Raw genomic sequence first — 19,534 nt, forward strand, 5'->3', positions numbered from 1 at the left:
CTGATCATGGGTGCAGCCCTTGATCGATCATTCCTCTTGCCTGGGGAAGAAGATCCGATCAAGGGCTGCGGAGGATCAGTGCGCCTGACGGTGGCCGTGGTGGTGCGGGTTAGGCGCGGTGCAGGCCGACCGGGCTGATCGGGCCGACGGCACCGGCCGCGAAGGCCGCCTCGACCTTCTCCACCGTCCACTCGGCGTCCTGGGCTCCGGTGCCCTGCACGACGGGGTGCGCGATCATCGACAGCTCGTCGCCGTCGATGCGGACCACCTGCCCGTGCACGGCCGCGGCGGCGTCGGAGAGCAGGTAGATGACCGCCGGGGCGTTCTGCTCCGGCGGCTTGTGCACGTTCTGTCCCTTCGCGGCCGCGCCGAGGTACGCCTCGAACGTGTCGGCCATCCGGGTGTGCGCGTTCGGTGAGACGGCGTTGACCCTCACCCCCGTGCCGGTCAGGTCGGCCGCCCAGCAGTAGGTGAGCGAGGCGACGCCGCCCTTGCTGGCCCCGTAGGCGCCCATTGCCGCCGACCCGGCGTGCGCGCCGGACGTCACGTTCACCACCGAGCCGCCGCCCTGCGCGAGCATCGCCCGGATCGCGTGCAGGCCGCAGTACGCCGTGCCGAGCAGGTTCACCTCGATGACGGCGCGGAACTCGTCGGGGTCCTGCTGCGCCGGGTGCGCGAGGCGGAAGATCCCGGCGTTGTTGACCAGGCCGTCGATCGCGCCGAACACCTCGACGCACCGCTCGACCACCGCGCCGGCGCCGTCCCAGGTGCTGATCGTGCCGACCGCCACGTCGGCCTGGCCGCCGGACGCGGTGATCTGCGCAGCGACGGTCAGAGCGAGGTCGGCGTCGACGTCGTTGACGAGCACCGCCGCCCCCTCGGCCGCGGCGAGACGGGCGTAGGCGGCGCCGAGGCCCCGCCCGGCGCCCGTGACGACGACCGCCTTGCCGTCCAGGGCACCCATCAGGCGAGCCGCTCGATCACCATGGCCATGCCCTGCCCGCCGGCGGTGCACATGGTCTCCAGGCCGAACTGTGCGTCGCGGTGCACGAGGCCGTTGAGCAGCGTGGTGGCGATCCGGGCGCCGGTCATCCCGAACGGGTGGCCGACCGCGATGGCACCGCCGTGCACGTTGACGCGCTCCGGGTCGGCGCCCATCTGCCGGTACGCCGGGATCGCCTGCGCGGCGAACGCCTCGTTGATCTCGACCAGGTCGATGTCGCCGATGCCCAGGCCCGCGTTGGCGAGGGCGCGGCGGGTCGCCTCGACCGGGCCGAGGCCCATGATCTCCGGGCTGAGCGCGGACACGCCGGTGCTGACGATCCGCGCGAGGGGGGTCAGGCCGAGCTCGCGGGCCCGCACGTCGCTGAGCACGACCAGGGCGGCGGCGCCGTCGTTGAGCGGGCAGCAGTTGCCGGCGGTGACGGTGCCGTCGGGTCGGAACGCGGGTTGCAGCGCCGCGATCTTCTCCAGGGTGACGCCGGCCCGCGGCCCGTCGTCGTGGCGCAGCACGGTGCCGTCGGGCAGGGTGACCGGGGTGATGTCGCGGTCCCAGAAGCCGTCGGCGAGGGCCTTCTCGGCGTTGTTCTGGCTGCGGACCGCGAACTCGTCCTGTTCGAGCCGGGTGATCCCGCACAGCTCGGCGACGTTCTCGGCGGTCTCCCCCATCGCGATGTACACGTCGGGCAGCTCCCCGCGGTCCCGCGGGTCCGACCAGGGCCGGGAGCCGGTGATGCCGTCGAAGCGCGGGTTGCGGGTGCCGGGCATGCCATCGGCCTTCCCCAATGGGTAGTGCGAGACAACCTCGGCGCCGGCGGCGACGAACGCGTGCCCCTCTCCGGCCTTGATCGCGTGGAACGCCATCCGGATCGCCTGCAGCGACGACGCGCAGTACCGGTTGACGGTCGTGCCGGGCACCATGTCCAGGCCGAGGTGCATCGCGACCTGCCGGCCGAGGTTGTACCCCTGTTCGCCGGCCGGCTGGGCGCAGCCGAGCATGAGGTCGTCCAGCGTCCGCGGGTCCAGCGACGGGACCCGCTCCAGGGCGAGGCGCACGACCTGCGCGGCGAGGTCGTCGGCGCGCACGCCGGCGAGGGAACCCTTGTAGGCGCGACCGATCGGCGAACGCACGGCCGAGACGATGACGGCGTCAGGCATCTGCGCAGCCCCTTTCCTTGACGGTTACTGGGAGACCGTCCAGCCGCCGTCGACGGGCAGCAGGACGCCGTTGATGTACGCGGCGGACGGCGAGAGCAGGAACAGCACCGCGGCGGCGACGTCCTCTGGGCGCCCGGCGCGGCGCATCGGGTTGCGGGCGATGAGGTCCCGGCCGAGCGGCGTGTCGCCGAACCCGGCCATCCTCGGCGTGTCGATGAAGCCGGGGGCGACGGCGTTGGCGCGCACCGCCGGCGCGATCCGGGTGGCGAGGTGGCGGGTGTAGCCGGCGATGGCGGCCTTGCCGGCCGAGTACCAGGCCGAGTCGGTGCCGACGAGATTCCCGGCGACGGAGGCGACGTTGACCACCGCCGCGCCCTCGGGCGGGCCGGTGCGCAGCCAGGCCGTGGTGACGGTCTCGACGCTGCCGGCGGTCGCGGTGAGGCCCTCGGCGAAGCCGAGCGGGGCGCCGCCGCTGGCCGGGCCGGCGTTGTTGACGAGGAACCGGGTCGGCCCGCTCGCCTCCAGCGCCGCCGCGACCGCGGCCGGGTCGCGGACGTCGACGACGAGACCGCCGTCGGTCGGGGCCAGGTCCCAGACGACCGGGCGGAGGCCTTGTTCCAGCGCGAGGCGGACGATCGCGGCGCCGATGCCGCTGGCACCACCGGTGACGATGACGGTGTCCATCTACGCCGCCGCGCGCAGGGTTGTCTTGAGCACCTTGCCGCTGGCGTTGCGCGGCAACGCGTCCAGGAACAGGTAGGAGCGCGGCAACTTGTAGTTCGCGAGGCGTTCCATGCAGTACACGGCAAGCTCCTCCTGCGTCACTGTGTGGTCCGTTCGCGGGACGATGTAGGCGCGGGCGACCTCGCCGAGGCGCTCGTCGGGGACGCCGATGACCGCGACCTCGGCGACGCTCTCGTGCCGGGCGAGGACCTGCTCGATCTCGGCCGGGTAGGCGTTGAACCCGCCGACGATGAACATGTCCTTGAGCCGGTCGGTGATCCGCAGGTAGCCGCGCTCGTCGAGGACGCCGATGTCGCCGGTGTGCAGCCAGCCGGCGGCGTCGAGCGCGTCGGCGGTCGCCGCCGGGTCCTGCCAGTAGCCGCGCATCACGTTGTACCCGCGGATGAGCACCTCCGAGGTGACCGGATCGACGGCGACCTCGACGCCGTCGATCGCGGCGCCGCAGGTGGTCGACACGGTGGTTGGGTCGTCGTCGGGGCGGCACATGGTGGCCGTGCCGCAGGACTCGGTGAGCCCGTAGGCGGTGAGCACCCTCGCCAGCTTCAGCTCCTCGCGGAGCCGCTCGATCATGACCACCGGCACCGTGGTGGCGCCGGTGACCGCGACCCGCAGGCTGGACAGGTCGTGTGACAGCCGGTCCGGATGGTCGAGCAGGGTGGTGTACAGCGTCGGCGGGCCGGGCAGGACCGTGATCCGCTCCTGCTCGATGAGCCGCAGCGACGCGGCGACGTCGAAGACCGGCTGCGGGACGATCGTCGCGCCGCGCAGGAGGCAGGCGATGACGCCCGCCTTGTAGCCGAAGGTGTTGAAACACGGGTTGACGAGCAGATACCGGTCCCCCGCGCGCAGGTCGGCGAGCTCGCTCCAGGCGACGTAGACCTGGGTGCTCTGCCGATGCGTGAGCATCGCGCCCTTCGGCCGTCCGGTGGTGCCGGAGGTGAAGAACAGGTCGGACAGGTCGTCCGGGCCGACCTCCGCGGTCACCGCCGCGGTGCGGCTGACGAAGGTGTCCCACTCGGCCAGGGTTACGATGTCCGACAAGTCGGGTAAGTTCTCCGCCGCCAGCGAGTCGACGTAGCGGTTGCCGAGGAAGCCGTCGTCGACCAGCAGCAGCCGCGCGCCGCTGCGAGCCAGGATGTAGCCGGCCTCCGGCCCCTTGAAGCGGGTGTTCAGCGGGACGAGGACACCACCGGCGGTGACGACGCCGAGCGCGGCGACGACCCACCGCCACGAGTTCGGCGCCCACAGTGCGACCCGGTCGCCCTTGCCGACACCCCTGGCGGCAAGGGCTCCGGCGAACCGGGCGACCTCTTCGGCCAGCCCGGCGTAGGTGAGCCGGACCGGGCCGTCGACGATCGCCTCGCGGTCGCGGTGGTGCTCGGCGCCGGAGCGCACCAGGTCCGGCAGCGTCCGGGCACTCAACGGTTCCATGCCACGCACCTTACCAACCAAGCGCTCGCTTGGTAAAGTGTCGAGCATGACAGATGCTTACCTGGTCGAAGCGGTGCGCACCCCAGTCGGCCGGCGGGGTGGCGGCCTCGCCGGCGTGCACCCGGCCGACCTCGGCGCGCACGTGCTGACCGCGCTCATGGACCGCAGCGGCGTCGACCCGGCCGCCGTCGACGACGTCATCTTCGGCTGCGTCGACGCCATCGGCCCGCAGGCCGGCAACATCGCCCGCACCTCCTGGCTCGCCGCCGGCCTGCCCGACGCCGTCCCCGGCGTCACCGTCGACCGGCAGTGCGGCTCCTCCCAGCAGGCGCTGCACTTCGCCGCCCAGGCCGTCATGTCCGGCACCGCCGACCTCGTCGTGGCCGGTGGCGTGCAGAACATGAGCGCCATCCCGATCTCCGCCGCGATGCTGGCCGGCCGGACGTATGGCTTCGACGATCCGTTCCGCGGCTCCACCGGCTGGCAGACCCGCTACGGTGACCAGGAGATCAGCCAGTTCAGGGCCGCGGAGCTCATCGCCACGAAATGGTCCCTCAGCCGGTCTGAGATGGAGGTGTACGCGCTGAGCAGCCATCAAAAGGCGGCCGCCGCCCGGTCCGCGGGCCGCTTCAGGCGCGAGACGGTGCCCTACGGTGACGTGTCCGCCGACGAGGGACCGCGCCCGGACACCTCGCTGGAGAAGATGGCCGGCCTGCCCACGCTCACCCCGGGCGGGGTCGTCACCGCCGCACTCGCCAGCCAGATCTCCGACGGCGCCGCAGCCCTGCTGGTCGCCTCCGAAGCGGCGGTGCGCACCCACGGCCTGCGCCCCCGCGCCCGCGTGCACCACCTGAGCGTCCGCGCCGACGACCCCGTCTACATGCTCACCGGCCCGATCCCGGCGACCGCGCACGCCCTGCGGCGCAGCGGCCTCACCATCGACGACATCGACCTGGTCGAGATCAACGAGGCGTTCGTGCCGGTGGTCCTCGCCTGGCAGCGGGAGACCGGCGCCGACCCGGACCGGATCAACGTCAACGGCGGCGCAGTCGCGCTCGGCCACCCCCTCGGCGCGACCGGGGCCCGGCTGATGACGACGCTGCTGCACACCCTGGAGGACACCGGCGGCCGCTACGGGCTGCAGACCATGTGCGAGGGCGGGGGGACGGCGAATGTCACCATCATCGAACGGCTCTGAACCCGCCGCACTGGTCACCGGCGGCACCCGCGGGATCGGCAGGGAGATCGCGGCGCGTCTCGCCGGTGCCGGCTTCCAGGTCCTGGTCTGCGGCCGGCGCGAACCTGCCGACCTGCCGGCCGGGGTGGTCTTCACCGCCGCCGACGTGCGCGAGCCGGACGAGGCCGCCGCGCTGGTGACGACGGCCGTCGACCGGTTCGGCCGGCTCGACCTCCTGGTGAACAACGCCGGCGGCTCCCCCGCGGTCCCGGCCGCGACCGCCTCGCCGAACCTGGTGACCGCCGTCGTCCGGCTCAACCTCCTCGCGCCGTTCTTCGTCGCCCAGGCCGCGAACGCGGTCATGCAGACCCAGCCGGGCGGTGGGCTGATCGTCAACATCGGCAGCGTGTCCGCGCTGCGACCGGCACCCGGCACCGCCGCGTACGCCGCCGCCAAGGCCGGCCTCGAGGTCCTCACCCGCGCCCTGACACTGGAGTGGGCGCCGAAGGTCCGGGTCAACACCGTCACCGCCGGCGTGGTCCGCACCGACGACAACGCCGCGCACTACGGCGACGAGGACGCCCTGGCCGCGGTCGCCGCGACCGTCCCCATGGGCCGCATGGCGACCCCCGCCGACATTGCCGACGCGGTGCTGCTGCTGACGTCGCCCCTCGCGGCGTACCTGACCGGGGCGAGTCTCCTCGTCGACGGCGGCGGCCAGCTCCCCCGCTACACCGAGACCGCCCGCCCCGTCACGCCCTGACCATCCGGCGGGTCCTCGCGACGGGCTGACCGCCGACGGCATCACCGTTCGGCGGTCCTTCCGCAGCCGCGACGTCCGCTGGGAGGACCTCCTGCCCGGCGGCCCGCATCCGGCTCGGCGCTGGACGATGCGGCTGCTGTACAAGGACACGGCCGGAAACCTGGAGCGGTGCACCGTGCCTATGTTCCGGCTGCACGTCGACGCCATCTTCACCGCCACCGTCATCCGGCACTACGCCGAGCGTCCCGAGCACCGGGTCGCGATCGGCACCCAGGACGAACTCGACCGCCTCGAATCCGCGTACACCGCGTGGCGGTCGGCACCGAAGCCACTGCCACGCCTGGCGTAGCGGCGCTACAGGCCGGCGCGGGACAGCAGGAGGCGGCGCAGGGCGACCGGGTCGCCGGCGAGGAGCCGGTTGGCGGTGGCGCGTTTCAGGTAGCGGTGCGCGTCATGCTCCCAGGTGAAGCCGATCCCGCCGAGCAGCTGGATCGACGCCCGGGTCACGGTCCACGCGGCCTCCGTCGCGATCAGCTTGGCGAGGGGCGCCGCAGTGGCGAACTCGGAGGTGCCTGCGGCGCGCAGGGCGTACCACACGGATGACACCGCCTGTTCGAGGTGGACGTGCAGGTCGGCGACGCGGTGCCGCAGCGCCTGGAACGTCGCGAGGGGCACCCCGAACTGCTCGCGGGTGCGCAGGTGCTCGACGGTGACCCGCAGCGAGGCGCGGGCCACGCCGACGGACTCCGCGGCGAGCGCGGCGTGCAGCAGGTCCTGCGCGCGGGCGGCATCGCGGGCGACGAGGCGGCCGGGTGCCTCCCACAGCACGAGGGTCCCCTGCCCGCGGGTCTGGTCCAGGGTCGGCTGCGGCCGTATCTCCGGGTCGGTGACGGCGTACAGCGCAGTGCCGTCCGACACGATCACGACCCCGGCCGATTCGGCGTCCAGGACGTGCGCGAACGAGCCGTCCAGGACGAACCCGTCGCCGTCGGGCCGGGCGGTGCAGCTGCCGTCGAGGGCGACCGCGCCGATCAGGTCGCCGGCGGCGAGTGCCGGCAGCAGCGACGCGGCGGCGGGCAGGTCCGGGTCGAGGGCGAGGGCGGCGACCGTGGTGGACAGCAGCGGCGAGTGCAGCAGCGCGGCGCCGGCCTCCTCCAGGACGATGCCGACCTCGACCAGGGAGGCGCCGAAGCCGCCGTGGTCCTCCCCGATGGCCAGGGCGGTCAGGCCGAGTTCGCCGGTGAGCCGGCCCCAGTCCGCGCCGGTGCTGAAGAACGCGGCGACACTCTCGCGCAGCGCGGCGTGCTCCTGCTCTTGTTCCTGCTTCTGTTCCTGCTCCAGGGTCATCGGGTGCCTCGCGGGGTGCGGCCGAGGATCCGGTCGGCGACGATGTTGCGCTGGATCTCGTCGGAGCCGCCGTAAATGGTGTCGGCGCGGGTGAACAGGAACAGCCGCTGGGCGTCGGTCAGCTCATACGGCGCGGCCTCGGCGACGGTCGACGCGGCCCCGCCCACGTCCATGGCCAGTTCCCCGAGGCGCTGATGCCAGCCGGCCCACAGCAGCTTCGCCACCGACGCCCCGACCGGGTCCGGTTCGGTGGCCGACAGCGCCCGCAGCGCGTGGTGGCGCAGGCCCTGCAGCCCGGCCCAGGCCTCCGCGATGCGGTCCGCGACGACGGGGTCGTCGAAGGACCCGTTGGCCCGCGCGGCGGCGACCACGGCGTCGAGTTCGCGAGCGAAGCCGAGCTGCTGGCCGAGGGTGGCGACACCGCGCTCGTAGGACAGGGTGCTGGTGGCGACCCGCCAGCCGTCACCGGGCGCCCCGACGACCAGGTCCGCGTCGGTGCTGGCGCCGTCGAAGAAGACCTCGTTGAACTCCGACGTCCCGGTGAGCTGCATGATGGGCCGCACCTCGACGCCGGGCTGACGCATCGGCACCAGCAGGTAGGACAGGCCGGACCTGCGGGTCGCGGCGGGGTCGGTACGCGCGAGCACGAAGCACCAGTCGGCGGCGTGCGCCAGGGACGTCCACACCTTCTGCCCGGTGATCCGCCAGCGGTCGCCGGACAGTTCCGCGCGGGTGCGGACCCCGGCGAGGTCGGAACCGGCGCCGGGCTCGGAGTAGCCCTGGCACCACAGTTCCTCGGCCCGGGCGATCGGCGGCAGGAAGCGGCGGCGCTGCGCTTCGGTGCCGTGCGCGATGAGGGTCGGTGCGAGCAGGTATTCGCCGATGTGGCTGAGCCGGCCTGGGCCGCCGGCGCGGGCGTACTCCTCGAAGAACACCACCTGCTCAGCGATGCTCGCGCCACGGCCGTACGGCGCCGGCCAGCCGAGGCCGATCCAGCCGGCGGCGCCGAGCTCCCGCTCCCACTTCGCCCGAAGCTCCAGTTGCTCGTGCTCCCGGCCCGGTCCGCCCGCGCCGACCAGCGGGGCGAACTCGCCGGTCAGGTGCTCCCGCAGCCAGGCACGGACGTCGGCCGCCCGGAGGCTCACCTCAGGCGCCATAGACGGCCGCCGGGGCTGGTGCGCGCGACAGCAGGTCGCGCACGACGGGGCCGAGCTCGTCGGGGTGCCAGCGCCGGCCGGCGTCGCGGACCTCGCCGTGCTGCCAGCCGCCGGCGACGCTGACCCGGCCGCCGGAGACCTCGAAGACCCGGCCGGTCACGTCGCCGCTGTCGGCGCCGGCGAGCCAGACGACGAGCGGGGACACGTTGCCGGGGTCCATCTCGTCGAAGCCGGCGTCGGGGGCGCGCATGGCGTCGGCGAAGACCTCCTCGGTCATCGCGGTGCGGGCGCTGGGGGCGATGGCGTTGACGGTGACGCCGTAGCGGGCCAGTTCGGCGGCGGCGACCTGGGTCAGTGCGGCGATCCCGGCCTTGGCGGCGCTGTAGCTCGCCTGCCCGACGCTGCCCATGAGCCCGGCGCCGGAGGTGGTGTTGACGACCCGGGCGGCGACGTCCTCACCGGCCTTGGCCCGGGCCCGCCAGTGCGCGGCGGCGTGCCGTAGCGGAGCGGCGGTGCCCTTGAGGTTTACCCTCATGACGGCGTCCCACTCGTCCTCGGCGAGGTTGACGACCATCCGGTCGCGGGCCAGGCCGGCGTTGTTGACGAGGGCGTCGAGGCGGCCGTGCTCGGCGACCGCCTTGCCGACGAGGGCGGCGGCGAAGTCCCAGTCGGCGATGTCGCCGGGGAACGCGACCGCGCCGGTGTGTGCGGCGACCTCGGCGAGCGCGCCGGCGTCCAGGTCGTTGAGCACGAGGCGGGCGCCGGCCGCGGCGAAGGCGAGTGCGTGCGCCTTGCCGAGTCCCTGGGCGGCGCCGGTGACGATGACGGATCTCATGCGCGGAGCACCTCTCGCTGATACCGGCGGACCTTGTCCCGGACGCCGACGAGGTCGGCGGGGTCGGCCCGGATGACGACCCGGGAGACGCCGAGGGAGCGCAGCGTCTCCAGCTCCCCCACGTTGCCCGGGGCCCTCATGGTGATCTCGACGTCGTCGATGGTGCGGCCGGCTGCCGCGCACTCGGCGGCGAGCGCGGTCCGTAGTTCGGCGAAGCGGTCTGCGCTGACGCCGAGCGGATACCAGCCGCTGCCGAAGCGGGCGGCCCGGCGCACCGCGGCGAGCGAGTGCCCGCCGACGACGATCGGCACGCCGCCGGGGCGGGTGGGCCGGGGGCGGCTGTGCACGTCGTGGAACGACACGAACCGGCCGGTGTGGCTCGCCGGGGCCTGCGTCCAGAGCGCGTGCATGGCGGCGAGGTACTCGTCGGCGCGGGCGCCGCGTTCCTCGAACGGCACGCCGAGGGCGTCGTATTCCTCGCGCAGCCAGCCGACGCCGATGCCGGCCAGGAGCCGCCCGCCGCTGAGCACGTCGACGGTGGCGAGGCGTTTCGCGAGGTCGACGGGGTGGTGTTCGGGCAGGATGAGCATGGCGGTGCCGAGGCGCAGCGTGGTGGTGTGCGCGGCGGCGAAGGTGAGCCAGTGCAGCGGGTCGGGGATGTCGTCGCCGGCGCCGAGGCTCATCCGGCCGCCCGGGTCGTACGGATACGCAGAGGTGTAGTCGTCGGGGACCACGACGTGCTCGACGGCCCAGACGGACTCGCAGCCGAGGTCCTCGAGCAGCCGGACAAAGCGGGCGGTGGTGGCGGGATCGGCGGCGCCGGTGCCGCCAAGGATGGGCATGACCCCGAGTTTCAGCTCCACGACGGGTACTCTACCAAACGCTTGCTTGGTAGCGTAAGCGGATGGATTTCAGGTTCCGCAAGGGCGTCGCCGTCGTCACCGGTGCCACCGGCGGCATCGGCAGCGCCGTCGCCCGCCTCCTCGCCGCCCGTGGCAGCCGCGTGCTGCTCGCCTACCGCGGCAACGCCGCAGCGGCCGAGGCCCTCGCCGCCGACCTGCCGGGTGCGAGCGCGCACCGGGTCGAGCTGAGCGACCCGGCGTCGTGCGCGGCGCTGATCGACGCGGCACCGGTCGTGCACACCCTGGTGCACGCCGCCGGGCCACACGTGCCGATGCTGCACCTGAGCCGGGTCGCGCCGGACCGGTTCGCCACGCAGCTCACCGAGGACGTGGCCGGGTTCTTCAACATCCTCGCCGCGACCCTGCCGCGGCTGCGAGAATCCCGCGGCAGCCTGGTCGCGGTCACCACCGCCGCCACCCGCCGGTTCCCGGTCCGCGACGGGCTCTCGGCCGGCCCCAAGGCGGCGGTCGAGGCGCTCGTGCGCGGGATCGCCGCAGAGGAGGGCCGCTTCGGCGTCCGGGCGAACTGCGTCGGGCCGGGCATGCTCACCGACGGCATGGCGGCCCGCCTCATCGCCGACGGCGATCTGGACGAGCGCGCCCTGGAGGTGACCCGCGGCAACATCCCGCTGCGGATGTTCGGCACCGCCGCCGACGTCGCCGAGGCGGTGTGTTTCCTCGCCAGCGACCGGGCCCGGTTCATCACCGGCCAGAAGCTCGACGTCGACGGCGGCTACGCCGCCTGACCACACCGTTCGGGCCCGCACGACGAAGGACGTCGTACGGGCCCGATGCGGCTGGGTCAGTGCGCGGCGGTCTTCAGCACACCCATCCGGGTGCGGTACTCGCTGTCGAGGGCCGCGCCGCCGTCCTCGCGGGTCGCGACCACCTCACCACGGACCAGCACGTAGCCGCGGTCGACGGCGCCGCGGACCGCGCCGAGGGCGGGCTCCGCCATGAGCACCGCGACGCCTTCGCCGGCGAGCTGGGTGACGGTGCGCAGCAGCTCCTGCACGACGAGCGGGGCGAGCCCGGTCATCATCTCGTCGAGCAGCAGCACCCGCGGCGAGCCCATCAGCGCCCGGGACACGACGAGCATCTGCTGCTCACCGCCGGACAGCACGCCGACGAGGCTCTTCATCCGGGTCCGCAGGATGGGGAAGCGGTCGATCGCGGTCTGCACCGCACTACGCGGCAGGCGCAGCAGCTCCGCCATGACCTGCAGGTTGTCCGCGACGTTGAGCTTCGGAAACAGCTGGCGGCCCTGCGGCACCACGGCGATCCCGGCGCGGGCCCGGGCAGCCGGTTTGAGCCGGCTGACGTCCTCACCGTCCAGGAACACCCGGCCGGTCGCCGCGACCGAGCCGTACGCGGCGAGCAGGGCGCTGCTCTTGCCGGCGCCGTTCGGCCCGACCAGGGCGGTGATCACGCCGCCGGGCGCGACGATGTCCACACCGGCGACCGCGCTGGCATGCCCGTAACGGACGGTCAGCCCTTCGAGACGCAGCTCATGAGACGACATGCGGAACCTCCTCGGCGTCATCTGGGGCAGCGGCCGGGGCGGGGTCGGTGACCCCGAAGTACACCTGCTGCATCTGCGGGCTGTCGAGGCATTCCCGGGGCGAGCCGTCGAACACCGACTGGCCGCGGTCCAGCAGCATGATCCGGTCGACGAGGCCCGCGACGAGGTCGACGTTGTGGTCGACGAGGATCACCGCGTGGCCGCGCCGCTGCACGGTGCGCACCACCTCGGAGATGCCGGTGACGCCGGCCGCGTCCGAGCCGGCGAACGGCTCGTCGAGCAGCAGCACCAGGGGGTCCTGGCCGAGCGCGCGGCCGACCTCGACGAGGCGCTGCTCGCCGAGGGACAGGTCGCCGGCGGGCCGGTCGAGCCGGTCGATGCCGAGCTCCTCGGCGAGCGCGGCGACGGCGGCGAGGTCGGCCGGCGGGTACGGGCGGAACGCCCCGCTGAACGACCCGGCGATCATCTGCCAGACGGTGCCGTGCCGCCGGGCGGCCCGGCCGAGCAGCAGGTTCTCCGCGACGGTGAGCTCGAGGGCGAGCTGCGGATACTGGAAGGTGCGGGCCAGCCCGGCCTTGGCGCGCCGGGACGCGGGACCGGCCAGGCGCTGCCCGCGCAGCGTCAACAATCCCTCGGTGGCCGGCTGCGCGCCGGAGATGAGGTCGACCAGGGTCGTCTTGCCGGCCCCGTTGGGCCCGACGAGGCCGAGGACCTCACCGGCGGTGAGGGAGAACGACACGTCCTGCAGGGCGGTGACCCCGCCGTAGCGTTTGGTCAGGCCGGATCCGACGAGGAGCGTCTCAGCCACGGCGTCCCCCCACAAGCTTGGTGAGCCTGCTCGCGTATCCGATGACGCCCTGCGGCGCGACGAGCAGGATGACGAGGACCCCGAGCGCGAGGATCAGCGTGCCGCTGGTCTCCACGGCGGGGAAGTTCAGGGTGAGCTCGACGGCGATGACGGCGCCGAGGACGGCGCCCCAGGGGGTGGCCGCGCCGCCGATGAGCGGCATGAAGATGGCCAGGAACACCAGGTTGAGGGTGAACGTGTCCGGGGTGACGCTGCCGGCCGAGTAGGTGAACAGGCCGCCGCCGACGGCCGCGATCGCGGCGCCGATGGCCAGGGACACGAGGTTCATCACCGGCACCCGCACCCCGGCCGCCTCCACCGCGCGGGGCGCGTCGCGCATGGTCCGCACGATCACACCCCACGGCGACATCCGCAGCCGGTCGAGCAGGAACGCGATGACGCACACGACGACGGTGCAGCCGACGACGACCTGGTAGTGGCTGGGCTGCCAGCCGAGGATGTCGAGCTTGCGGAGGCTGCCGAGGCCCCCCGAGCCGCCGGAGATACCTTCGGCGTCCACCAGCCAGGCGGTGAACGCCATCCCGAACAGCAGCGTCACCGCGGCGAGGAAGAAGCCGGACAGCCGCCGGGTGGCGAGCCCGAGCAGCACGGCGACGGCCGCCGCGACGATCGGCCCGGCGACCCAGGCGAGGATGAGCGGCAGGCCGCTCTTCGTCGAGATCAGGCCGACCGCGTAGCCGCCGATGCCGGCGTACGCGCCGTAGGCCATCGACAGTGATCCCGCCATCAGGTACGGCACGTACATGCCGAGTGCGATCAGCGCGTAGGTGGCGGTCGTGGTGACCAGCGTCTGCTTGTAGCCGTCCGCGCCGACCCAGAGCAGGATCAGCACCGCGCCCACGACGCCGCCCAGCAGGCCGAAGGAGCCGGGGAAGCGCTTCATGCTCGTACCCTCCGCACGAACAGGCCGCTCGGTTTGAGGGCGAAGAACAACAGGGCGACGATCAGCAGCCCGTACACGTGGGACTGGCCGCCGAAGTAGTAGGGGACGAAGACCTCGACGGCGCCGAGCAGCAGCCCGCCGACGAGCGGCGCCCAGACCGAGCCGGTGCCGCCGACCACCATCGCGAGGAAGCCCGACAGCGCCCAGCTGAGCCCCGACAGTGAGCTGACGCCCGCCTTCGGTGCGAACAGCAGCCCGGTGATCCCGGCGAGCAGACCCGACAGCAGGAACGCGATGAGCCGCACCCGGTTGACGGGGAGGCCGAGGAGTCCGGCGGCGTGGGTGCTGTCACCGACCGCGCGTAGCAGCCGGCCGGTGCGGGTGCTACGGATCCACACCGCGAGACCCGCGAACGCGACGACGGTGAAGGCGAGCAGCACCAGGGCGCTCGGCTGCACGACCGTGTCGCCGACCGTCACCGGGTCGAACGTGAGGAGGTTCTGCCCCGGCAACGTGGTGTAGCCGAACAGGTACCCGCCGAGCTGCTGGATCGCGAACAGCACCGCCGCGACGGCGACCAGGGCGGGCAGTTCGCCGCCGCCGGAGCGGCGCTGCACCGGCCTGACCACGACCAGTTCGGTGACGACGGCGAGCGCCGCGGCGGCGGTGATCGCCACCGCCGCCGCGGCCCACACGTTCATGTCCTCGTAGAGCACCAGGTACGACGTGCACAGCCCGCCGACCATCGCGTACGGCCCGATCGCGAAGTTGAAGAACCCGGCGCCGACCAGGACCAGGTAGTAGGCCAGCGCGAGCAGGCCGAAGAAACACCCCATCTCGAGGGCGGACAACCACAGCTGCAGCTGGCCCATACCTGTTACCTCACTACTTGACGCACGGCGGCTGGAAAGTGGCCCACGGGCCCTTGGGCTTGTTGTCCGCGCCGAACTCGATGAGCGACAGCCCGCACGGCCCGTCCGCGCCCAGGTGCTTGTCGGCGCCGAATGACAGCGTGAAGTTCGCCTGGCCGAAGGTGGCCGGGTAGCCCTTGACGCTCTGGATCGCCTCGTTGAGCTTCTTCGAGTCGTCGACCCCGCCGGCCTTCTCGATCGCCAGCTTGAGCACGTGTACCGAGTCCCATGCCTGGGCGTCGTATGCGGTGATGTCGTAGTCCTTGCCGTACTTGTCCTTCAGCAGGGTCACGAGCGCCTGGGTGCGCGGGTTCGCCGTGTTGATGGAGCCCATGAAGATGAGGCCCTCCAGGGCGCCCGGGGCGGCCAGCTTCCAGGAGGCGGGCTGGTTGCCGATGGACGCGAGCGAGAAGCGCTTCGTGCCTTTCATCTGGCTGCCCAGGGTGTTCTGGGCGAGCACCTCGAACGCGCCGCCGACGCTGGTCACCAGGACCGCGTCAGGGTTGGCGTTCTTGAGCCGGGCCACCTGCGCTGACAGGTCGGAGGCGTTGGCCGCGCCCTTCTCGGTGGCCACGATCTGCACGCAGGACAGCGCCGGCAGCAGCGCCTTGTCGAGCGCGGCGATCGTGGTCGTATCGTCGGTGAGGACGCCGATCTTCGTGATGTTCGCGGCCTTGAAGGCGCCGCAGTACACCTGTGCCCAGTCCGTGGTGGTGTTGGCGAGCATGTAGATCAGCTCGTTGTCCGGCGGTGCGACCAGTGTGGCGGTGACACCGGTGGGTGCGATGGCGGGCAGGCCGAGCGCCGTGAGCGTCGACTTCGCCTGGAGGATGGCGGCGCTGCCGCTCTGCAGGAACAGTGCCTTGGCGCCCTGGCCGGCGAGCTTCTGCAGCACGGCCGGCACCTTGGTCGGGTCGGACTCGTCGTTCTCGACGACCAGCTGCAGCGGGCGGCCCAGCACGCCGCCCTTGTCGTTGACGTCCTGGATCGCCAGCCGGATCGTCTTGCCGGCGATGGTGCTGTAGGAGGCGCCGGAGCCGGTGCTGTCCTCGTCCAGACCGATGATGATCGGAGCGCCGGACGCGGTGCCGTTGCTCGGCTTTTCGTTCCCCGCCTTGTTACCGCAGCCGGCGACGGTGAGCGCCGCCAGCGCGAGACAGCTGACGATGCGGCTCGTCAATGAAACGCCCATTTGTACCCCTGTCACGGAATTATACGAATCGTCAGCCTCAGGAGGAGTGATCGCGGCGAACACCGCCGGCCGTTTGGCCTCATGTCCATAAACCTAACAAGCGCTTGGTTTTTACATCTTGGCCACGGGCGCCCAGCGTGTCAAGAACACCACGGACGCACGGACGTAACAGAACCGTCAAAATCCGCGACGAACCGCAGCACAACAGCGCCGCGGGACGTCCCGCGGCGCTGGTAAGCGACCGGTCGCGCCGGCTGCACGGCCAGAGCGTCGACGAGGCAGTCACTGAAGATATCGCGAGGCGGCGCCGTGACGACCACGACGGCCGGAGCGGTGCTGGCCAGACGGCCGGTAGGACCTCGCGGGCGAGGCGCTCGACCTGTTCGTCCCGGCCGGGTCCGGACGGCTTCAGGTTGAGCACGGTGAAGCCCATCCAGGTCAGCGCCCGCAGCCGCTCGGCACTCGTGGTTGCACTCCGCGCCATGGTTGCGGTGATGGTCCCCTGCCGCCGGCCGCGCATGGTCCAGCGTCGTCGAGGGCATCATTCGGTGCTTCCGCACCGTCGCCGGCTTTCACAACCAGTCCGCATGGCACCGACCGCAGACGCCGCGCCCGCCGTCATTGGTGTACGACCAGTGCGCATCGCGCTGGTCGTCGGCAGCGACCCGCAGCTGTCGCCGCTGGTTTCGCGGCATGGGCGCATCGCGCCGAGCGGCGGCGGTGGGCGGTACAGGCGGCGACGGCCGTCGCTACTGCTCTGTGTGCGCCGGCGCGGAGGGCTCGACGGGGAGGGAGGGGATGTCGGCGCGGTAGAGGCTGAGCAGCATGCCGTAGGGCTGGCCGGTGGGGGTGTCGGTGGGGAGGTGGTCGCTGCTGGCGAACCGCTCCAAGCTCTCGGCGACGCTGCGGGCCTGGGCGGGGGTGAGGCGGACGTGGCGCAGGATCGTGATGTCGGCGGCGGTCTCGTCGGCGGGGAGCATCTCGGACAGGGCGGCCTTGACGAGGAAGTCGCCGCCGACGGGGGCGTCCGGGGCAATGCGGAGGCGCTGGCTGGTGGGTTCGTAGTACTGCTCGGTGCCGCCCCGGACGCGGCGGGTCGCGGTCGCGCGGACCAGGCCGGCCTGTTCGAGGATCTTGATGTGGTAGCCGACGGTGCCCTTGGTCGCGTCGAGGGCGGTGGCGAGCTGGGCGAAGGTGGCCGGGCGTTGCCGGAGGGCGAGCAGGAGCCGGTGCCGCAGGGGGTGGCCGAGCGCCTTGAACTGCTCGGGGTCGCTCAGCACCAGGTCCTCTCGCACCCGTTAACTGTCTAAGGTTCTCGTCACTTTTTCAAGCCGCAGGGCTTGCGGAAGTGTCGAGGATATTCGACGCTTAGGTGGTGACCTATTTGATCACCGGGTACTCGGCCATCTGCATCGCCCGGGGGCTTCGGCCGGGCGGGCGGCTGCTGGCGTGCGACGTGTCCGAGGAGTGGACCGCGCTCGCTCGCAAGTACTGGGAACGGGCGGGCGTCGAGGACCGCATCGACCTGCGGATCGCGCCGGCCGCCGAGACCCTCGCGGCGCTGCCCGACGAGCCGGTGATCGACTTCGGGTTCATCGACGCGGACAAGACGGGGTACCCGCAGTACTACGAGGCGCTCGTGCCGCGGCTGCGGGCCGGTGGGCTGCTGGTCCTGGACAACGTCCTGCTCGGCGGGCGGGTGGTCGACCCCGGCGACCCGGCGACCCGGCGGCCGGCGCACGTCGCGATGCGCGAGCTCAACGAGACGGTGCTGCGCGACGAGCGGGTCGAGTCCGTGATGCTGCCCGTACGGGACGGGGTGACGCTGATCCGGAAACGGTGAGCGGGAGTGGGGGCCGGCGGACCGGCCCCCACCTCGTCAGACCTTGGTGCAGGTGGCGCCGTTGAGGGTGAAGGTGGACGGGATGCCGTTGGTGCCGGGGACCGAGGTGGCGCTGAAGCCGAAGTTCAGGCTGCCGCCGGCGGGGATGGTGACGTTGTAGTCGGCCGGGTTTCTGGCGGTCACCTGGTTGCCGGCCTGGGTGGGCACGGCGTTCCACATGTTCGTCACGACCTGGTTGCCCGGGAACGTCCACCGCAGGGCCCAGCCGGTGATCGGGGCGGTGCCGGTGTTGCGGATCGTCACGTCGCCGTTGAACGTGCTGCCCCAGTCGGACAGTCCATAGTGGACGCTACAGGGGCCGGACGGCAGCGAGGCTGAGGGCGAGACGGAGACCGAAGGCGACGCGGAAGGCGGACGCGAGGGACTGGCGGAGAGCGACACGCTGGGCACGACGCCGCCGCTCTTCGTGATCATGTTGGTGGAGTGGGTGCGGAAGGGGGCGAGCTCCGGGGCGCCCTTCATCACGCCGAACTTGCCGTCGACGCTGGTGGCCGAGTACCACCAGAACGCGCTGCCGTCACCGCCGGCGGCCTCGAAGTCGCTGTACAGGGCGGTGAACCAGGCGGTCCGGTCGACGTTGTGCACGTTGAACTCGCCCATGAAGAAGGGCTTGCCGACCAGGTTGTGCGAGTCGTTGATCCAGGCGCGGACCAGGGTCTTCGTCTGCTCGATGCCGAGGTTCGCCCAGGACTCCGTCGGGTACGGGTGCGCGGAGGTGAAGTCGATGTACGGCGACTGGTGGATGTAGACGAAGGGGTTGCCCTCGTCGCCGCCGAAGCCGTACCTCGTCTCGTGACCCTCCAGGCCGGTGCCGAGCAGGTGGTTGGGGTCGATGCCCTTGATGAACGCGCCCATCTCGTCGACCCAGGCGCGCAGCGTCGCGCCGCTGGTGTTCTCGTTGGGGGTCTGGTTCTCATACCGCGGCTCGTTCATGAGCTCCCACGCCATGATCGTGGGGTCGTCCTTGTACTTGACGCCGCTGTAGTGGTTGGTGCGGTTCAGCGCGTGGGACACGTAGTTCTTGTAGCTGGTGAAGCAGCCGGGGCACTTCGACTTGCTGAAGAACTGCCCCCGGCCGGGCTGGCCGCCGGACAGGCCTTCCCACTGGAGGCGCCGGTCGATCCCGCCGTACGCCTCCCAGTAGTTGTCGAAGACCGGGATGAGGCGGATGTTGTGGGTCCGGGCCGACTCGATGATGTAGTCGAACAGGGCGAACTGCTGCTCGTTGTAGACGCCCTTGGCGGTCTCGAAGCCGTGCCAGCTCTCCATGCTGAACATCCACAGGCGCAGGACGGTCACCTTGTCGGCGGCCAGGTTCGCCAGGTGCGCGTCGATCTTGGCCTTGTCCATGTACTGGGTCTCGGTGTCACCGGAGCCGGAGCCGTAGGTGAACAGGTCGTAGGTGTTGGTCCCGGCGAAGTAGAAGCTCTTGCCGCCGAGGCAGAAGCGGATGCCGCACCGCTGGACGAATGCGGTGGCGGCGGTGGCCTGGTTGACGCCGGTCAGCGTGACGACGGCGCCGACCAGGACCAGGAGGACGGCGGTCAGCGCGGCGGGCCATCGACGGCGGGCGGATTTGCTCATGCGGGTTTCCTTCGATGCCGATCGGGCGGGGTGTCCCGCGGCCGGCGCCGAGCCGCGAGCATTGAACGTGATCGACCTAACCGGTTAAGCGAAGTCAGGTTACGACTCCACCGAACGTCGGTCAAGGATGGAACTTAGCCGATTCAGTTGCCACCGCG

20 protein-coding genes are annotated in these 19,534 nt (G+C 72.1%); 5 read left to right on the plus strand and 15 right to left on the minus strand.

The annotated features are described in order from the left end of the window. Nucleotides 1-109 precede the first annotated feature (109 nt). The 4 genes from AB0J72_RS12655 to AB0J72_RS12670 are packed head-to-tail and all read right to left on the minus strand — an operon-like array spanning nucleotide 110 to nucleotide 4,332. On the minus strand, nucleotides 110-964 hold the full coding sequence (locus AB0J72_RS12655) for an SDR family oxidoreductase (protein ID WP_363398018.1): 855 nt from the start codon (nucleotides 962-964) through the stop codon (nucleotides 110-112). After that, complete coding sequence (locus tag AB0J72_RS12660) at nucleotides 964-2,157, minus strand: acetyl-CoA C-acetyltransferase (protein ID WP_363398020.1); 1,194 nt, start codon at nucleotides 2,155-2,157, stop codon at nucleotides 964-966. The genes AB0J72_RS12655 and AB0J72_RS12660 overlap by 1 nt, the downstream gene beginning before the upstream one ends. 24 nt (nucleotides 2,158-2,181) lie before the next feature. After that, nucleotides 2,182-2,841 carry an SDR family oxidoreductase gene (locus tag AB0J72_RS12665; protein WP_363398022.1) on the minus strand — a complete coding sequence of 220 codons (660 nt, stop codon included), beginning with the start codon at nucleotides 2,839-2,841 and terminating at the stop codon, nucleotides 2,182-2,184. After that, the gene (locus AB0J72_RS12670; RefSeq protein ID WP_363398024.1) at nucleotides 2,842-4,332 is read right to left on the minus strand and encodes a FadD3 family acyl-CoA ligase; all 1,491 of its coding nucleotides are present in this window, start codon (nucleotides 4,330-4,332) and stop codon (nucleotides 2,842-2,844) included. Between the two features lie 46 nt (nucleotides 4,333-4,378). Here AB0J72_RS12670 and AB0J72_RS12675 point away from each other — a divergent pair, with 46 nt between their 5' ends. The 3 genes from AB0J72_RS12675 (at nucleotide 4,379) to AB0J72_RS12685 (ending at nucleotide 6,621) form a co-directional block, all read left to right on the plus strand. Continuing rightward, nucleotides 4,379-5,530 (plus strand): acetyl-CoA C-acetyltransferase, encoded by a 1,152-nt coding sequence (locus tag AB0J72_RS12675; RefSeq protein WP_363398026.1) that lies wholly within the window; start codon nucleotides 4,379-4,381, stop codon nucleotides 5,528-5,530. After that, on the plus strand, nucleotides 5,505-6,272 hold the full coding sequence (locus AB0J72_RS12680) for an SDR family oxidoreductase (protein WP_363398028.1): 768 nt from the start codon (nucleotides 5,505-5,507) through the stop codon (nucleotides 6,270-6,272). The genes AB0J72_RS12675 and AB0J72_RS12680 overlap by 26 nt, the downstream gene beginning before the upstream one ends. A 127-nt stretch (nucleotides 6,273-6,399) precedes the next feature. Next, on the plus strand, nucleotides 6,400-6,621 hold the full coding sequence (locus tag AB0J72_RS12685; RefSeq protein ID WP_363398030.1) for a hypothetical protein: 222 nt from the start codon (nucleotides 6,400-6,402) through the stop codon (nucleotides 6,619-6,621). A 5-nt stretch (nucleotides 6,622-6,626) separates the two neighbouring features. Here the strand turns inward: AB0J72_RS12685 and AB0J72_RS12690 are convergent, their stop codons facing one another. From AB0J72_RS12690 to AB0J72_RS12705, 4 genes are read right to left on the minus strand one after another with little or no spacing between them, the layout of a single operon-like run. Continuing rightward, nucleotides 6,627-7,619: an acyl-CoA dehydrogenase family protein gene (locus AB0J72_RS12690; RefSeq protein ID WP_363398032.1), complete on the minus strand. Its 993-nt coding sequence runs from the start codon at nucleotides 7,617-7,619 to the stop codon at nucleotides 6,627-6,629. Next, nucleotides 7,616-8,776, minus strand: coding sequence for an acyl-CoA dehydrogenase family protein (locus AB0J72_RS12695; protein WP_363398034.1), 1,161 nt, complete (start codon nucleotides 8,774-8,776; stop codon nucleotides 7,616-7,618). The genes AB0J72_RS12690 and AB0J72_RS12695 overlap by 4 nt, the downstream gene beginning before the upstream one ends. Next, nucleotides 8,766-9,611, minus strand: coding sequence for an SDR family oxidoreductase (locus tag AB0J72_RS12700; RefSeq protein ID WP_344499679.1), 846 nt, complete (start codon nucleotides 9,609-9,611; stop codon nucleotides 8,766-8,768). The genes AB0J72_RS12695 and AB0J72_RS12700 overlap by 11 nt, the downstream gene beginning before the upstream one ends. After that, nucleotides 9,608-10,474 carry an LLM class F420-dependent oxidoreductase gene (locus AB0J72_RS12705; RefSeq protein WP_363398036.1) on the minus strand — a complete coding sequence of 289 codons (867 nt, stop codon included), beginning with the start codon at nucleotides 10,472-10,474 and terminating at the stop codon, nucleotides 9,608-9,610. The genes AB0J72_RS12700 and AB0J72_RS12705 overlap by 4 nt, the downstream gene beginning before the upstream one ends. Nucleotides 10,475-10,515: 41 nt before the next feature. Between AB0J72_RS12705 and AB0J72_RS12710 the strand changes: the two genes are divergently transcribed. Then, complete coding sequence (locus tag AB0J72_RS12710; protein WP_344499675.1) at nucleotides 10,516-11,259, plus strand: SDR family oxidoreductase; 744 nt, start codon at nucleotides 10,516-10,518, stop codon at nucleotides 11,257-11,259. Nucleotides 11,260-11,315: 56 nt separating this feature from the next. Here AB0J72_RS12710 and AB0J72_RS12715 read toward each other — a convergent pair whose 3' ends face one another. The 6 genes from AB0J72_RS12715 to AB0J72_RS12740 all read right to left on the minus strand — a co-directional run bounded on the left by AB0J72_RS12715 (nucleotide 11,316) and on the right by AB0J72_RS12740 (nucleotide 17,184). Beyond that, complete coding sequence (locus AB0J72_RS12715; RefSeq protein ID WP_363398038.1) at nucleotides 11,316-12,035, minus strand: ATP-binding cassette domain-containing protein; 720 nt, start codon at nucleotides 12,033-12,035, stop codon at nucleotides 11,316-11,318. Further along, a complete protein-coding gene (locus tag AB0J72_RS12720) occupies nucleotides 12,022-12,843 on the minus strand; it encodes an ATP-binding cassette domain-containing protein (protein ID WP_363398040.1) in 822 nt (273 codons plus the stop codon). The genes AB0J72_RS12715 and AB0J72_RS12720 overlap by 14 nt, the downstream gene beginning before the upstream one ends. Continuing rightward, entirely contained in the window at nucleotides 12,836-13,786 is a 951-nt protein-coding gene (locus AB0J72_RS12725; RefSeq protein ID WP_360558836.1) for a branched-chain amino acid ABC transporter permease, read from the minus strand. Before AB0J72_RS12725 ends, AB0J72_RS12720 begins: the two co-directional genes overlap by 8 nt. Further along, nucleotides 13,783-14,658 (minus strand): branched-chain amino acid ABC transporter permease, encoded by an 876-nt coding sequence (locus tag AB0J72_RS12730; RefSeq protein WP_344499667.1) that lies wholly within the window; start codon nucleotides 14,656-14,658, stop codon nucleotides 13,783-13,785. The genes AB0J72_RS12725 and AB0J72_RS12730 overlap by 4 nt, the downstream gene beginning before the upstream one ends. Nucleotides 14,659-14,671: 13 nt before the next feature. Beyond that, a complete protein-coding gene (locus AB0J72_RS12735) occupies nucleotides 14,672-15,889 on the minus strand; it encodes an ABC transporter substrate-binding protein (RefSeq protein WP_363398043.1) in 1,218 nt (405 codons plus the stop codon). Nucleotides 15,890-16,638: 749 nt separating this feature from the next. Then, on the minus strand, nucleotides 16,639-17,184 hold the full coding sequence (locus tag AB0J72_RS12740; protein ID WP_363398045.1) for a helix-turn-helix domain-containing protein: 546 nt from the start codon (nucleotides 17,182-17,184) through the stop codon (nucleotides 16,639-16,641). 80 nt (nucleotides 17,185-17,264) lie between these two features. On the opposite strand from AB0J72_RS12740, the gene AB0J72_RS12745 reads away from it, so the two are divergent. Further along, nucleotides 17,265-17,732, plus strand: a complete 468-nt coding sequence (locus AB0J72_RS12745; RefSeq protein WP_363398047.1) for a class I SAM-dependent methyltransferase — start codon at nucleotides 17,265-17,267, stop codon at nucleotides 17,730-17,732. Between the two features lie 36 nt (nucleotides 17,733-17,768). Here AB0J72_RS12745 and AB0J72_RS12750 read toward each other — a convergent pair whose 3' ends face one another. Next, on the minus strand, nucleotides 17,769-19,376 hold the full coding sequence (locus AB0J72_RS12750; RefSeq protein WP_363398049.1) for a cellulose binding domain-containing protein: 1,608 nt from the start codon (nucleotides 19,374-19,376) through the stop codon (nucleotides 17,769-17,771). Nucleotides 19,377-19,534 lie beyond the last annotated feature (158 nt).

Origin of the sequence: Dactylosporangium sp. NPDC049742 (genome assembly GCF_040674675.1) — a bacterium.
Lineage (GTDB): Bacteria > Actinomycetota > Actinomycetes > Mycobacteriales > Micromonosporaceae > Dactylosporangium > Dactylosporangium maewongense.